The following is a 14,438-nucleotide window of genomic DNA, read 5'->3' as shown; positions in this document are numbered from 1 at the left end:
AGCCCCGACCGGTACCACGTTCGCCGTTCGCGTGTGCCACCCTGTTGCGCGCAACAACAGGCAAGGGGAGGGGAGTACGAGTGGCCGCGCCACTGCAGTTGACTCGATTGCACCGCATTCTCATCGGCGTGGTCGTGACCGGCGCCTTGATCATCGCCGGTATCGGCTTCGCCGGCTCCTATGCGGCCGTCCGTGAGCTGGCCATCAAAAAGGGCTTCGGGAACTTCTCCTATGTCTTCCCGGTGGGCATCGACGCGGGCATCTGTGTCCTGCTGGCCCTCGACCTGCTCCTGACCTGGATCCGCATACCCTTCCCGCTGCTGCGGCAGACGGCGTGGCTGCTGACGGCGGCGACGATCGCGTTCAACGGCGCCGCCGCCTGGCCGGACCCGCTGGGCGTCGGCATGCACGCGGTGATCCCGGTGCTGTTCGTGGTGGCGGTGGAGGCGGCCCGGCACGCGATCGGCCGGATCGCCGACATCACGGCGGACAAGCACATGGAGGGCGTCCGGCTGACCCGGTGGCTGCTCTCCCCCGTCCCCACCTTCCTGCTCTGGCGCCGGATGAAGCTGTGGGAGCTGCGCTCCTACGACCAGGTGATCAAGCTGGAGCAGGAACGTCTCGTCTACCAGGCCCGCCTGCGTTCCCGCTTCGGCCGGGCCTGGCGCCGGAAGGCCCCGGTGGAGTCCCTGATGCCGTTGCGGCTGGCGAGGTACGGCGTCCCGCTGGCGGAGACGGCCGCGGCGGGGCTGGCGGCGGCGGGCATTGAACCGGTCCTGTTGCCGGCCGTGCCCCAGCAACTGCAGTTGGCGGCGGCCGACGCGACCGCGGTGGCCGCGGGCGGTCGTGCCGTCGGAGCGGCATCCGTCCCGCAGCAGGCGGCACCTGCCGGCGAGCAGCGCCCCCAGGAACCTGTGGTGGACGAGCAGAGCCCCTGGTTCCAGGCCCCGCGGCAGGTCGACTACCACGGCGGCTACGACCCGAGCTACGACCCGATGCTGCAGGAGCCTCAGTACGCCCCCGACGAACAGTACGAGGACTGGTACGAGGAGCAGCAGCCGGAGGACTTCCAGCAGCCCTCCTCCGAGGAGACCGGCAGCTTCCCCATCCCGGTGGGCCCGAACCGCACCCGCGAGCTCGGTGAGGGCGGCGGCGCCCCGGAGCCCGACGAGGAGTCGTACTACCAGGTCTTCCGTCAGTCGATCGACGGCAGCTTCCCCACCCCGCACCAGTTCAGCGAGGCGGTGGAGGCGACGTACAGCATGAAGCTCCCCAGCCGCGAGGCCGACCGCATGGTCAAGCGTTTCACCAACCGCTTCAACGCGGAGCTGGAAGAGAACCACATCGCATAGGAACCGCATGAAAAAGGGGCCCTTTCGAGGGCCCCTTTTCCGTTGCCGCTTACGCGTACCGGTTACGCGTACCGGCTACTCCCCGAGCAGGCGCCGCACCCGCTCCTGCCCCACCGCGAGCAGCAGCGTGGGCAGCCGGGGTCCGGTGTCGCGCCCGACGAGCAGGTGGTACAGCAGGGCGAAGAACGCGCGCTGGGCCGTCTTGATCTCGGCGGGCAGCTCCTTGGGCGTGGCGTCGGCCGGGAAGCCGGCCTGCACCTTGGGCACGCCGTAGACGAGGTGGGTCAGCCCGTCGAGCGACCAGTGCTCGGCGAGCCCGTCGAGCAGCAGCCGTACCGACTGCTGGGAGGCCTCGTCGAGGGACTTCAGCAGCTCGGCGTCGGGCTCGTCGCGCACGATGGTCCGCTGGTCGGCGGGGACGTGCGTGTTGATCCAGGCCTCGGCCTTGTCGTACCGGGGCCGGGCCTCGTCCAGGGAGGCGAGCGGCTGCTCCGGGTCCAGCTCGGAGAGGATCCGCAGCGCCTGGTCCCCGTGTCCGGCGGTGATGTCGGCGACGGACGCGAGCGTGCGGTACGGCAGCGGGCGCGGCGTCTTCGGCAGCTCGGCGGCGGCCGTACCGACGGCGCGCGTGTACGCGGCGACGTCGGCCGGCAGGGCGGAGCCGTCGGCGACCTTGGCCGCGAGCTTGTCCCACTCGTCGTACAGCCGCTGGATCTCCTGGTCGAAGGCGATCTTGAAGGACTGGTTGGGCCTGCGGCGGGCGTAGAGCCAGCGCAGGATCTGCGGCTCCATGATCTTCAGCGCGTCGGCGGGGGTCGGGACCCCACCACGCGACGACGACATCTTCGCCATGCCGCTGATGCCCACGAAGGCGTACATGGGTCCGATGGGCTGCTTGCCGCCGAAGATCCCGACGATCTGGCCGCCGACCTGGAAACTGGACCCGGGCGAGGAGTGGTCGACGCCGCTCGGCTCGAAGACGACGCCCTCGTACGCCCAGCGCATCGGCCAGTCGACCTTCCAGACCAGCTTGCCGCGGTTGAACTCGCTGAGCCGCACCGTCTCGGCGAAGCCGCACGCGGTGCAGGTGTAGGCGAGCTCGGTGGAGTCGTCGTCGTACGAGGTGACGGTGGTCAGGTCCTTCTCGCAGTTGCCGCAGTACGGCTTGTACGGGAAGTATCCGGCGGAGCCGGAGCTGCCGTCGTCCTCGGACGCGGCGCCCGAGCCCTCCTCGGCCTCCAGCTCGGCCTCGTCGACGGCCTTCTGCTGCTGCTTCTTCGGGGCCTTCTTCGTGCGGTACTGGGCGAGGATCGCGTCGATCTCGCCACGGTGCTTCATGGCGTGCAGGATCTGCTCGCGGTAGGTGCCGGAGGTGTACTGCGCGGTCTGGCTGATCCCGTCGAACTCGACACCCAGCTCGGCCAGCGAGGCGATCATGGCGGCCTTGAAGTGCTCGGCCCAGTTCGGGTACGACGACCCGTGCGGCGCCGGCACCGAGGTCAGCGGCTTGCCGATGTGCTCGGCCCAGGACTCGTCGATCCCGGCGATGCCCGCCGGGACCTTGCGGTACCGGTCGTAGTCGTCCCAGGAGATCAGGTGCCGGACCTCGTACCCGCGGCGGCGGATCTCGTCGGCGACCAGGTGCGGGGTCATGACCTCGCGCAGGTTGCCGAGGTGGATCGGACCCGACGGCGAGAGTCCGGACGCGACGACGACCGGTTTGCCCGGGGCCCGGCGCTCCGATTCCTCGATGACCTCATCCGCGAAACGGGAGACCCAGTCGGTGGTCTCGGTGCTCTGAGCCACGATCGGCACGTCCTTCTTTCTGAACGGGGTGGCACTCCGTCTGATCGGGGTGACACTCCATTCTCACAGACCGGCTCGCGCCCGCGAAAACGGCTTTACCCGCCGTGGGATACTGGCTGGGACTATCCATCCCCACGAGGAGAACGGCACCCATTCCTATGGCCTCGGTCACGTCCCTCAGCGATTCCGTCCAGCAGCACCTCGCGTCCGCCCTCTCGGCCACCCTGCCGGAGGCCGCCGGCGCGGACCCGCTGCTGCGACGAAGCGACCGGGCCGACTTCCAGGCCAACGGGATCCTCGCGCTGGCCAAGAAGGCGAAGGCGAACCCGAGGGAGCTGGCGACGCAGGTCGTCTCCCAGGTGGTGACGGGTGAGGAACTGATCAAGGACGTCGAGGTCTCCGGCCCCGGCTTCCTGAACATCACGATCGCCGACCGGGCGATCACCGCGAACCTGGCCGCGCGGTACGCGGACGAGACCGGCCGCCTCGGCGTGCCGACCGCCGCCGAGCCGGGCACGACGGTGATCGACTACGCCCAGCCGAACGTGGCGAAGGAAATGCACGTCGGCCACCTGCGGTCCGCCGTGATCGGCGACTCGGTGGTCCAGCTCCTCGAGTTCACGGGTGAGAACGTGATCCGGCGCCACCACATCGGCGACTGGGGCACCCAGTTCGGCATGCTGATCCAGTACCTGGACGAGCACCCGCACGAGCTGGACCACAAGGCGTCCACCGAGGACACGGCGGCCTCCGGCGAGGAGGCGATGTCGAACCTCGACCGCCTGTACAAGGCCGCGCGGAAGCTGTTCGACTCCGACGAGGAGTTCAAGACGCGGGCCCGGCGCCGGGTGGTCGACCTCCAGGCCGGCGACCCGCGCACCCTTGCCATCTGGCAGAAGTTCGTGGACGAGTCGAAGATCTACTTCTTCTCCGTCTTCGAGAAGCTGGACATGGAGGTCCGCGACCCCGACATCGTCGGCGAGTCCGGCTACAACGACATGCTGGCCGAGACCTGCCGCCTCCTGGAGGAGTCCGGTGTCGCGGTACGCAGCGAGGGCGCCCTGTGCGTCTTCTTCGACGACATCAAGGGCCCGGACGGCAACCCGGTCCCGCTGATCGTCCAGAAGTCGGACGGCGGCTACGGCTACGCGGCGACGGACCTGTCCGCCATCCGCGACCGCGTCTTCAACCTGAAGGCGAACAACCTCGTCTACGTGGTGGACGCCCGCCAGGCCCTGCACTTCAAGATGGTCTTCGAGACGGCGCGCCGGGCCGGCTGGCTGAACGAGGACGTCACCGCCTTCCAGCTGGCCTTCGGCACGGTCCTCGGCAAGGACGGCAAGCCGTTCAAGACGCGTGAGGGCGAGACCGTCCGCCTGGTCGACCTCCTCGACGAGGCGATCGACCGCGCCTCGGCCGTCGTACGGGAGAAGGCCCAGGACCTGTCCGAGGAGGAGATCGCCGAGCGGGGTGCCCAGGTGGGCATCGGCGCGGTGAAGTACGCGGACCTGTCGACGTCGGCGAACCGGGACTACAAGTTCGACCTGGACCAGATGGTCTCGCTCAACGGCGACACGAGCGTGTACCTGCAGTACGCGTACGCCCGTATCCGGTCCATCCTGCGCAAGGCCGGCGAGACCCGCCCGGTGGCGCACCCGGAGCTGGCACTGGCGGAGGCGGAGCGCGCCCTCGGGCTGCACGTGGACGCGTTCGCGGAGACGGTCACGGAGGCAGCCGCGGAGTACGCCCCGCACAAGCTGGCGGCGTACCTCTACCAGCTGGCCTCCCTCTACACGTCCTTCTACGACAAGTGCCCGGTCCTGAAGGCCGAGACGCCGCAGCAGGTGGAGAACCGCCTCTTCCTGTGCGACATCACGGCCCGCACCCTGCACCGGGGCATGGCCCTGCTGGGCATCCGGACGCCGGAGAAGCTCTGACTTCCTGACGGGCACTCGGCGCGGGTCGGGAGCGCAACTAGGACAGCAACTGTCCTAGTTGCGCCCTAGGGTCCTCCTCATGACTACGGAGACCGCTTCCGCACCCGCGTTCCGCTTCGCCGCCATCACCTTCGACTGCGCCGACCCCGCCGAAATGGCCCGCTTCTACGGCGAGTTGCTCGGCCTGTCCGTCCTCTTCTCCACCGACGACTTCGTCCTCCTCGGCAAGGAGGGCGCGACCGGCCTGGGCTTCAACCGCCTCGCCGACTACCGCCCGCCCACCTGGCCGGACCCGGCGCAGGAGAAGCAGGCCCACATCGAGCTGGGCGTGGACGACCTGGACGCCGCCGAGAAGCGGCTGCTCGAACTGGGCGCCGCCAAGCCGGAGTTCCAGCCGGGCGAGGAGCGGTGGCGGGTGCTGCTGGACCCCGCCGGGCATCCGTTCTGCATCACGACGCTGGTCTAGGGCAGCACGAACCCGCACCACACGAGCTTGCCGGGGAGCCGTTCCCCTTGCCCCACTTGTCGGCCGGCACCGACACGAGCAGCAGCCCACGCCCGCCCTCGTCCGGCTCGTCCGCGGTTTCGGGAACACCGGTTCCGCTGTCGTGCACCTCGGCCCGGACGAGGGCGCCGTCGTATCGCAGCCGCAGGGGAAGCCCGCACCGACGGCACGCCCGGGCCTGCCTCGAAGTCGCCGTCTCCGCCTGCACCATGCACATCCGCGGCTCAAAGAACAGCCCCGCCGCGAGCCCCGCCCTGCACCTCACGCGCGCCACCTGGGTCGCCTTCACCGCCTCCCTGAAGTGACCGTCGGCCCCGTCTGCCGCGCGGCGCCCGCTGGGGCCAGAACAGGACGTACGCCGCCGAGCCGACGCAGAACGCCAGGCGTATGAGGCCCCGGGTGGAGTCCGACGGGACCAGCAGGGCGCTGCCGTAGAGGGAGATGAGGGCGATCCAGCTGACCCACGGAACCAGGCGGCGCTGGCCGATCGAGTCCCAGATGAGGGTGCCGAGAAGGACCGAGGCGTTGTAGTAGGTGTAGACGCTGGGGTCGAGGAGGATGCGGGCGTCGGCGGCCAGGAAGACCACCGCCGGCCAGCGGCCCCGTCGTACCGCCAGGGCACCGAGACCCATGCCCAGCGCCATCTGCGCGGGGCGGTCCCACCAAGGCGTCGCGGGGTCGTTCACGCCGAACCAGCGCAGTGAGGAGGCCCGCTGGTTGGGGATGGTGAAGCGGGCCGCGTGCAGGGTTTCCAGGTGGCTCAGGTAGAAGGGCAGCCAGGCCACCGCCACCAGGCCGAATGTCCAGGCCGCCGCGCGCAGGCGGGTCGGGCGCGGCAGGGCCAGCAACAACGGCAGAAAACCTACGGCCCAGGGCTTGGAGTCGACCGCCAGGGCCAGGAAGACGCCCACCCACGTCGCGTTGCCCCGGACCAGTGCGCGGACCGCGAGGGTGGTGAAGAACAGGGCCAGGACGTCGTCGAGGTGGGCGAAACGGACCGAGACCTCGACCCACATGGGCATGAAGGCCGCTCCGGCGACCAGGACGCGTTGCTGGAGGCGTTTGTGGTTGACGCCCGTGCCGAGGTAGTGGTCGGCCGCCGCACGGCCCACCAGGACGAGCATGTAGAGGCCCAGGCCGGACATGAACGCGTCGGCCAGTTTCTCACCGAGGTCGGCGGGGAAGGGTGCGAAGAGTCCGGCGACCAGGAAGCTGACCGGGCCGATCTGCAGCTCGGGGTGGTTGGCGTAGAGGGCGAGGCCGCCGCCGTCGCCCTGGCCGAAGAGCAGTTGCTCGCCCTCACGCAGATAGTGCCAGGACACGGCCGCGTGGCGTTCGGCCACGACGAACCAGACGGCGGTCCACAGGGTGAGCAGCACGATGTGCCACCGCACCGGGTAACGCCCGATCCGCACGTTCCTCCGTCCCTCCGGTCACCGTGTCCGCATCCATCACAACACCACCCGGTAAGAGCGGCTGCGGCGGACGTGGGTTCCTCGGGACGGCAGGCCAACGTCGTTGTCAGTGGCGGCCCTTACAGTCACGGGTATGGCGACTCTTCCCAATCCGCTGCCCAAGCTGGCCACCGATCCCAGCGGCCGTTCCCTGGGGCTGCAGCTGCCTCCCGGCAGGCTCATCGACGAAACCGACGACGGCCCCTGGCACGAACCCCTGCTGTGGCAGGCGGAGAAGCCGGCCGCGCCGGGCACGTGGAAGGCACTGGGCGCGCCGGGCGCCCGGGTCGGCCTGCTGCCGGTGCTCATGGACGTCGGCGGGAGGCAGGGCGGTCCCACGGAGTGGGATCTGATGCCCCGGTTGGCGTCTTACCCAGGTGATCACGACGCCGAGGACGTCCTCGTCGACTACTGGGAGTACTGGACGGAAGACGAGGAAGAGGAGGTAGAGGAGGTAGAGGAGGTAGAGGAGGTAGAGCAGGAAGAGGGAGAAGGGGAGGAAAAGGAGGGAGCGGCCGAGGAAGAAGGCGAGGGGGAGGACGAGCTGGCCGAGTTGCTCGCGCCGTTCGGGTCCGCCTGGCCGGGGCTCGCGCCCGCCTCCACCCCGACCGCCGATCCCGACACCCGCGCGGCCCAGGTGGCCGACTCGCTGACGGAAGCCGCCTCCGGGTGGTTCAAGGAGGCGCGGCTCGCCCTGGTGCCGGCCCGCCGGTCCGCCGACATACCGGCGGCCATCGGCTGGACCGGCCCGCTGAACCACGACAACGACGTGGCCCGGCTGTGCGCGGTCCTCCGCACGTGGGAGGACCGCTTCGGCATACGGGTGGTGGGGCTCGGCTTCGACATCCTGGTCGTGTCCGTCGCCGCCCCGCCCAGCACGCTCGCGGACGCGGAGGTGCTGGCCGCCGAACACTTCGCCTTCTGCCCGGACAACCTCACCCAGAGCGGCCCGACCAGTCTGCGGGACTACGCCAAGCATCTGGTCGGTAACCCCACCTGGTCCTTCTGGTGGGACTGATCCCCGGCCGCCGTCAGCCCCCGAGCCCCCGCCCCAGCCTGCGCAGCCCCTCCGCGATCTCCTGCGGGGTCTGGGTGACGAAGCACAGGCGGAGGGTGGAGGGGTCGGGAGTGCCGGCGTAGAAGGGCGCGCCGGGGACGTAGGCCACGTTCTGCTCGACGGCGCGGGGCAACAGGGCGAGGGTGTCGTACGACTCCGGCAGGCGCGCCCAGAGGAACATCCCGCCCTCGGGCCGGGTCCACACCGACCCGGCCGGGAGCGCGTCGGGCAACCCGGCCAGCATGGCGTCCCGGCGTTCGCCGTACACGGCCCGCACCCGGGCCACATGGGCGTCCAGGACGTCCAAGTACCGTGCTGCGGCGAGCTGGTTGAGCGTCGGGGTGTGCAGGTCGGCCGCCTGCTTGGCCACGACGCAGGCCCGGCGCAGGTCGGCGGGCGCACGCAGCCAGCCGAGGCGCAGGCCGGGGGCCATCACTTTGGAGAAGGAGCCGAGCAGGACGGTGCGGTCCTCGGCCCCCGGGAGCGCGGCGATCCAGGGGACGTGCCCGCCGTCGTAGCGGAGTTCGCCGTACGGGTCGTCCTCGACGATCCACAGGCCCCGGCGGGCGGCCACGGCGGCGATCTCCGCGCGGCGCGGAGCGGGCATGGTACGGCCGGTGGGGTTCTGGAAGGTGGGGACGAGGTAGAGCAGCTTGGGACGCTCGCGGCGGATCGCCTCCTCCAGCGCGGCCGGGTCCACGCCGTCCGCGTCGCCCGGCACGGCCACCATGCGCGCTCCCGCGAGGCCGAAGACCTGAAGTGCCGCCAGATAGCAGGGGCTTTCCACCAGGACCGTGTCGCCGGGTTCGAGCAGGGCCGTCGCCAGGAGGGACAGGGCCTGCTGGGAGCCGGTGGTGATCAGTAGCTCGTCGGGCGCGGTGACCGGACCACGGGTGCTGATGCGCGCGGCCAGGCCCGCCCGGAGCGCCGGCTCGCCCTCGGTCGTGGAGTACTGCAGCGCCCGCTCCGGGGCCGTCGCCAGCACCTCCTGGAACGCCGCCGCGATGCCCTCCCGGTCGAAGAGCTCGGGCGCCGGGAGACCGCCCGCGAAGTTGATGACCTCGGGTCGAGCGGTGACCGCGAGGATGTCCCGCACGGGCGAACCCCCCACACTGCGACCACGCGCGGCGAGCGGCGGGACGGGAGCGGGAGCCGGGGCAGGCGTCACGTCCGGCTCGGGGACAGCCGGGGCGGGAATCGGGTCCCGCTCGGCGACGGTCGTGGCGGATCTCGGGGCGGGCTCGGCGGCGGTCATGGCACGGCTCTCCTTCGGCTCTGGGAGCCGTCAGGCTAGAGAAGTGCATGCCGCCTACACCGGTAATTCCGCGATCCGGACGGCCCGTTCGCGGCGGGCAGTGCCGACGACGCCGGTGCCGGACTCCGCTTCGCACGGCGCCCACACCGGTGGGCGCCGCAGCGAGCCGTGTCGGCCAGGTCAGCGCAGCTTCTGTGCCGCCTCGGTCGCCCAGTAGGTGAGGATGTTGCGGGCCCCGGCGCGCTTGATGCCGGTCAGGGTCTCGAAGATGGCCCGGTCGCGGTCGACCCAGCCCTTCTCGGCGGCGGCCTCGATCATCGCGTACTCGCCGGAGATCTGGTAGGCGGCGACCGGCACGTCCACGGCGTCCGCCACCCGGGCGAGGATGTCGAGGTACGGCCCGGCCGGCTTGACCATGACCATGTCCGCGCCCTCCTCCAGATCGAGGGACAGCTCCCGCAGGGACTCGCGCCAGTTGGCGGGGTCCTGCTGGTAGGTCTTGCGGTCGCCCTGGAGCGAGGAGGCGACGGCCTCGCGGAAGGGGCCGTAGAAGGCGGAGGAGTACTTGGCGGTGTAGGCGAGGATCGCCACGTCCTCGCGCCCGATCTGGTCGAGCGCGTCGCGGATGACGCCGATCTGGCCGTCCATCATCCCGCTGGGCCCGACGACATGGGCGCCGGCGTCGGCCTGCACCTGGGCCATCTCGGCGTACCGCTCCAGGGTCGCGTCGTTGTCTACCCGGCCCTCGGCGTCCAGGACCCCGCAGTGCCCGTGGTCGGTGGTCTCGTCCAGGCACAGGTCGGACATGACGAGCAGGTCGTCGCCGACCTCGGCGCGCACGTCCCGGATGGCGACCTGCAGGATCCCGTCCGGGTCGGTGCCGGCCGTGCCCTGCGCGTCCTTCTTGGCCTCCTCCGGCACGCCGAACAGCATGATTCCGGAGACCCCGGCCTGCACGGCCTCCAGCGCGGCCTTCTTCAGGCTGTCGCGGGTGTGCTGGACGACACCGGGCATCGTGGCGATCGGCACGGGCTCGCTCACGCCCTCGCGGACAAAGGCGGGGAGGATGAAGTCGGCGGGGTGCAGTCGCGTCTCGGCGACCATGCGCCGCATGACGGGCGAGGTCCGCAGTCGCCGGGGACGGGTACCGGGAAACGATCCGTACTTCGTCATCCCTCTACGCTACGCCCGCCCGGTCCCCACATTTGCCGACGCCCTGTCGGCTGCCCCCGCCCGGTGCGGCCGGCCTGCCCCGGACGAAGATTTTGCGGAAGCCCGACCATTCTTCGAACCGCTCCCACCTGCGCGGTGTCCGGAATGCCCGCCGCTAGTCCCCGGTGGTAACGCCGAGTTCACTCCGCACCCCCTCCCCAGCGTTCTACGCGCGTGGTGTCATGCCCGCGCCACCCCTCCTCGCCCGTGAGCCTAGGAGTCACGCATGCTGCGGAAGGTCCTCACCCGCGCGGCCATCGCCCTGACCGCCGGTACCGCCGTCGTCGCCACGGCCGTCCCCGCGAACGCCGCGAGCTACTCGGCGTTCGCCTTCTCCCAGAGCGGCAGCCAGCCCACGATCTACGACTTCATCGACTCGGCCACCAGCACGCTCGACATGACCATGTACGAGCTGGAGGACACCACGGCCGTCAACGACCTCATCGCCCTGAAGAACAAGGGCGTCACGGTCCGCGTCATACTCGACCGCCAGCACAAGACCGCCAACAACTCGGCGTACACGTCCCTGACCAACGCGGGCATAGGCGTGGTCTGGTCGTCCTCGGCGTTCGTCTACACCCACCAGAAGACGATCACCGTCGACGGCGTCAAGTCCCTGGTGATGACCGGCAATCTGACGGCGCAGTACTACACGACCAGCCGCGACTACGGCGTCTTCACCGACGACACGCGCGACGTCGCCTCCATCGAGAAGGTCTTCAACGCCGACTACACGGCGACCTCGATCACCCCCACCGACGGCGACCACCTGCTGTGGTCCCCCACCGACTCCCGCAACCGCCTGGTGTCCTTCATCAACTCCGCGACCAAGAGCCTCGACGTGGAGGAGCTGGAGTTCAGCGACAGCACGGTGGTCAACGCGATCGTGGCCCGCGCCAAGGCCGGCGTGAAGGTCCGCGTGGTCCTGGAGAACCCCTCCAGCTACTCCAGCGAGGTCTCCGCCGTCAAGGCCGCCGGCGGCACGGTCGTCGGCTACTCCGACCCCAACGGCTTCTACATCCACGCCAAGGCCATGGTCGCCGACTACGGCCTGACCACCCAGGAGGTCGAGGCCGGCTCCATGAACATCAGCAGCAACTCCCTCAGCAACAACCGGGAGCTGGGCATCATCCTCACCGGCACGGGCGTGGCCCAGCCGGTGGCGCAGACCATCGAGACGACGTTCAACAGCGACTACGCGGGCGGTACGGCGGCCTGACCGAACAGCGGCCGACGGCTCATCCTCCGCCGAACTCCGTGAGCACACGGTCGGCGAGCCGGCCCCGGTCGCTGTCGCGCGGCATACGGGAGCGGAACTCCTCCAAACGGCGGACCACGCCGAGCGGAACGTGCTCCGCTCCCGTCTCCTCCACCCCTCTGCCGACCGCCCGCAGCCCCCAGTACTGGTTGAAGGCGATCGGTTCAGCGGTCACCACCTCGACCAGCGTGCCCAGTCGCTCCGGCTCGGGCAGCGCGTACAGGCGCGCGTAGGCCGCGAGCCGCAGCCCGGCGTCCTGCGAGCGCAGCATCGCCTCCGCGTCGAAGTCGCGCACTCGCTGGGTCGCCCGTACCAGGCGGGCGAAGATCTGATCCATCCGGTGGGTCCGCGCCGGACCGCTGCGCAGCTCGTCGCGCACCTTCACGTACTCGGCCGCCAGTTCCCGGACCGCGTCCGACGCGGCTGTGCCGTCCACGGCGCCGCCGCCCGGTCCATCACCGACGAGAGCCGCGTTCGCCGTCCGCTGGGCCGCCTCCAGCTGGCGCTGCATGTCCTGGAACTCGATCCTGCCCAAGCCCGGCACGTCGATACTGCGGACCAGATCCCCGAGCCACGGCATCGCCGCCACCGCGAGCAGCGCGGCCGTGACACCGTCGATCTTCAGCCCAGGTGCCAGGACATGCAACACAGCGGCCGCAAACCCGAAGCATGTCAACGCCACCGCCGCAGCCCGCCGTCGCAACCAGCGGGCCGCACGTCGTCCTTCTCCCCCACCCATGCCGGTCAGCATCGCAGACACGCGATGACGAAGAAGGGGAACGGCTCCCCTGTGAGAGGCGGCTTGCGCAAGGCCCACAGGCCGGTGCGGCAGGCTCATGCGACGCATACGCCTCCGCTCGGCACCGTCCGGTCAGTACGGCAGTCGCGGCAGCGGCCGCCGGGGTGTGGGGCACGGAAGGCCCGCTCGCAGCCGTCGCAGTTCTGGAGGGGGGCGGCCCGACCGGTGGCCCCGACCATCCTCTCGATGGGCGGCGAGACCGCGGGGCGGGCGGGGAGCGGTACGGGCAGCAGCTCATCGAGGCGGTAGGCGATCAGCTTCGCCGGGTTCTTCACCTCGGCGGGGAGGCCAGCGGTCAGCGCGTGGTGGACCACGGCCGCCGTCGCCCCGCTGTCGAACCAGGCGGCGACAGCCGGCACGAGCTGGTCCACGTCGCGGCGGGAGAGGAGGAGCCGGTTGTCGGTGCGGCGTAAACCTGCGAGGAGGGTTACGGCCTTGTCGTGATGCCGACCGCCACAGACGGGCTCGGGGCTCTGCGGGTTCGGCGGTGCGGACGCCTCTGAGACGACGGAGGCCCGGTCGTCCTCCTCGGGCGCTGCCAGTACGTTCGTACCTGCCATGGGCCGACGGTCGCGGGTACGGGTCTTCGCGGGGCGCCCGGCCACACGAAGGGGCGCGGCGGAACCTGTGGCGGGGGTGTGGTGGACGTACGTCCGCGTCACCAGGCGGCCCGACTCCGTGTGCTCGCGGACCCGCGCCAGATAGCCGTGCGCCTCCAGCTCGCGCAGCGCGGACGCGATCCGGTCCCGTCCCTCGGGGAAGCGGTCCGCGAGACTGCGGATGTCGACGGGGGTGCCCTCGGGCACCGACAGGATGTGGGTCGCGAGTCCGATGGCCGTCAGCGACAGCTCGCGGTGCTGGGCGAGGTGGTTGCCTACGACCACGTACTGACCGGACTGGTACGTGCGTACGTGGGTGACACCGGAGTGGGTGGTGGATCGCCGAACACCCGGAATCGGGCGCAGGGCAGCGTTACGCTTCTTCTCAGCCATGGGGAAGGGCTCTCGTCTTCCTCGTTGGTCAGGCCCTCGCACTGGGATTGCCGTCCCGGCGGGGGCCGATGCATGTGTGGGCATGTGGAGTTGTGACAGAGGCAATTGCCTCGGGGTGAGACTGCACGCCCGAGCCGCCGCCGCGCCAGCCGGACCGACCCGTTTCACCCGCGCGAGTGACCTACGCGGGGTTTGGTTTGGTTGGTTGGTTTTTTCCCAGGGTTCTTTGGTCTTTTACGGCCCGAAGCCCCGGCCGCGGCACCACCGGATCACGCACTTCCCGGCTCCGGTGCGAAGTGCGCCGACGCACCGGCCGAGTCGAGTTCCGCCCACACCGTCTTGCACGGCACCGGCCCGTGCCGCACACCCCAGCGGTCCGCCAACTCCTCGACCAGCAGCAGGCCGTAGCCGCACTCGGCCGGTACGGTGGCGGCGGTCCGTGGAACGGGCAGTGCGTCACCCCGTGTGTCGGTGACCTCGATGCGCAGAACGCCCTCGGCCGTCACCGCGAGAGCGAGCCGGAAGCTCCGGCCGGTAACCCGGCCGTGCAGCGCCGCGTTCGCCGTCAGTTCGGCGACGATCAGCCGCGCGGGGTCCAACGGCAGACCCCAGGAGCGCAGTTGCTCGGTGGCCAGCAGCCGGCCGAGGCGGGCGCCGCGCCGGGTCGCGGAGAGAGGCACAAAGAACTGGCGCGCCGGGATGTGGGGGGTGGAGATTTGCTCGTTCACGTCACTCAGAGTGTCCAAGCGTGCTTAGCCTGTGAAGAAGGGCGGCCCGTGCGGACGGGGGCTGTCCGTGCGGTGTCCGGTTC

Annotated in this window: 12 protein-coding genes and 1 pseudogene; 6 read left to right on the top strand and 7 right to left on the bottom strand. The window is 70.5% G+C overall.

What is annotated here, in order from left to right:
* The first annotated feature begins 107 nt into the window (after positions 1–107).
* Entirely contained in the window at positions 108–1,352 is a 1,245-nt protein-coding gene (locus LMU33_RS34445) for a DUF2637 domain-containing protein (RefSeq protein WP_228624849.1), read from the top strand.
* 75 nt (positions 1,353–1,427) lie between these two features.
* Here LMU33_RS34445 and lysS read toward each other — a convergent pair whose 3' ends face one another.
* Entirely contained in the window at positions 1,428–3,167 is a 1,740-nt protein-coding gene (gene lysS, locus LMU33_RS34440; RefSeq protein ID WP_228624846.1) for a lysine--tRNA ligase, read from the bottom strand.
* 149 nt (positions 3,168–3,316) lie between these two features.
* Here lysS and argS point away from each other — a divergent pair, with 149 nt between their 5' ends.
* From argS to LMU33_RS41260, 3 genes are all read left to right on the top strand, one after another.
* On the top strand, positions 3,317–5,095 hold the full coding sequence (argS, locus tag LMU33_RS34435) for an arginine--tRNA ligase (protein ID WP_228624844.1): 1,779 nt from the start codon (positions 3,317–3,319) through the stop codon (positions 5,093–5,095).
* A gap of 79 nt (positions 5,096–5,174) precedes the next feature.
* The gene (locus LMU33_RS34430; RefSeq protein ID WP_228624842.1) at positions 5,175–5,561 is read left to right on the top strand and encodes a VOC family protein; all 387 of its coding nucleotides are present in this window, start codon (positions 5,175–5,177) and stop codon (positions 5,559–5,561) included.
* Positions 5,562–5,809: 248 nt separating this feature from the next.
* Entirely contained in the window at positions 5,810–5,905 is a 96-nt protein-coding gene (locus tag LMU33_RS41260; RefSeq protein WP_249814633.1) for a DUF397 domain-containing protein, read from the top strand.
* Here LMU33_RS41260 and LMU33_RS34415 read toward each other — a convergent pair.
* Positions 5,876–7,015 (bottom strand): annotated as a pseudogene (locus tag LMU33_RS34415) (hypothetical protein); the annotation flags it as partial. The gene LMU33_RS41260 and the pseudogene LMU33_RS34415 sit on opposite strands and share 30 nt — an antisense overlap.
* Before the next feature lie 133 nt (positions 7,016–7,148).
* On the opposite strand from LMU33_RS34415, the gene LMU33_RS34410 reads away from it, so the two are divergent.
* The gene (locus LMU33_RS34410; RefSeq protein WP_228624839.1) at positions 7,149–8,072 is read left to right on the top strand and encodes a DUF4253 domain-containing protein; all 924 of its coding nucleotides are present in this window, start codon (positions 7,149–7,151) and stop codon (positions 8,070–8,072) included.
* Between the two features lie 13 nt (positions 8,073–8,085).
* Here the strand turns inward: LMU33_RS34410 and LMU33_RS34405 are convergent, their stop codons facing one another.
* Both LMU33_RS34405 and hemB read right to left on the bottom strand, forming a co-directional pair.
* A complete protein-coding gene (locus tag LMU33_RS34405) occupies positions 8,086–9,366 on the bottom strand; it encodes an aminotransferase-like domain-containing protein (RefSeq protein WP_228624837.1) in 1,281 nt (426 codons plus the stop codon).
* Between the two features lie 180 nt (positions 9,367–9,546).
* On the bottom strand, positions 9,547–10,539 hold the full coding sequence (hemB, locus tag LMU33_RS34400; RefSeq protein WP_228624835.1) for a porphobilinogen synthase: 993 nt from the start codon (positions 10,537–10,539) through the stop codon (positions 9,547–9,549).
* Positions 10,540–10,804: 265 nt separating this feature from the next.
* On the opposite strand from hemB, the gene LMU33_RS34395 reads away from it, so the two are divergent.
* A complete protein-coding gene (locus LMU33_RS34395) occupies positions 10,805–11,797 on the top strand; it encodes a phospholipase D-like domain-containing protein (RefSeq protein WP_228624833.1) in 993 nt (330 codons plus the stop codon).
* A 19-nt stretch (positions 11,798–11,816) separates the two neighbouring features.
* Here LMU33_RS34395 and LMU33_RS34390 read toward each other — a convergent pair whose 3' ends face one another.
* The 3 genes from LMU33_RS34390 to LMU33_RS34380 form a co-directional block, all read right to left on the bottom strand.
* Complete coding sequence (locus tag LMU33_RS34390; RefSeq protein ID WP_228624831.1) at positions 11,817–12,485, bottom strand: hypothetical protein; 669 nt, start codon at positions 12,483–12,485, stop codon at positions 11,817–11,819.
* A 185-nt stretch (positions 12,486–12,670) separates the two neighbouring features.
* Positions 12,671–13,627, bottom strand: coding sequence for a helix-turn-helix domain-containing protein (locus LMU33_RS34385; RefSeq protein ID WP_228624829.1), 957 nt, complete (start codon positions 13,625–13,627; stop codon positions 12,671–12,673).
* A 269-nt stretch (positions 13,628–13,896) separates the two neighbouring features.
* Positions 13,897–14,355, bottom strand: a complete 459-nt coding sequence (locus LMU33_RS34380; RefSeq protein WP_372478107.1) for an ATP-binding protein — start codon at positions 14,353–14,355, stop codon at positions 13,897–13,899.
* Between the last annotated feature and the right edge of the window lie 83 nt (positions 14,356–14,438).

Origin of the sequence: Streptomyces barringtoniae (assembly GCF_020819595.1) — a bacterium.
In the GTDB taxonomy this organism is placed as follows: domain Bacteria; phylum Actinomycetota; class Actinomycetes; order Streptomycetales; family Streptomycetaceae; genus Streptomyces; species Streptomyces barringtoniae.
Note: the sequence above shows the minus strand (reverse complement) of the source record. Positions and strands in the feature narration are given on the sequence as shown.

What these genes read in the sequence shown, in the direction of transcription:
- argS (WP_228624844.1), top strand. Translation starts at nt 3,317, where the DNA reads ATGGCCTCGGTCACGTCCCTCAGCGATTCCGTCCAGCAGCACCTCGCG.
- LMU33_RS34430 (WP_228624842.1), top strand. Translation starts at nt 5,175, where the DNA reads ATGACTACGGAGACCGCTTCCGCACCCGCGTTCCGCTTCGCCGCCATC.
- LMU33_RS41260 (WP_249814633.1), top strand. Translation starts at nt 5,810, where the DNA reads ATGCACATCCGCGGCTCAAAGAACAGCCCCGCCGCGAGCCCCGCCCTG.
- LMU33_RS34410 (WP_228624839.1), top strand. Translation starts at nt 7,149, where the DNA reads ATGGCGACTCTTCCCAATCCGCTGCCCAAGCTGGCCACCGATCCCAGC.
- LMU33_RS34405 (WP_228624837.1), bottom strand. Translation starts at nt 9,366, where the DNA reads ATGACCGCCGCCGAGCCCGCCCCGAGATCCGCCACGACCGTCGCCGAG.
- hemB (WP_228624835.1), bottom strand. Translation starts at nt 10,539, where the DNA reads ATGACGAAGTACGGATCGTTTCCCGGTACCCGTCCCCGGCGACTGCGG.
- LMU33_RS34395 (WP_228624833.1), top strand. Translation starts at nt 10,805, where the DNA reads ATGCTGCGGAAGGTCCTCACCCGCGCGGCCATCGCCCTGACCGCCGGT.
- LMU33_RS34385 (WP_228624829.1), bottom strand. Translation starts at nt 13,627, where the DNA reads ATGGCTGAGAAGAAGCGTAACGCTGCCCTGCGCCCGATTCCGGGTGTT.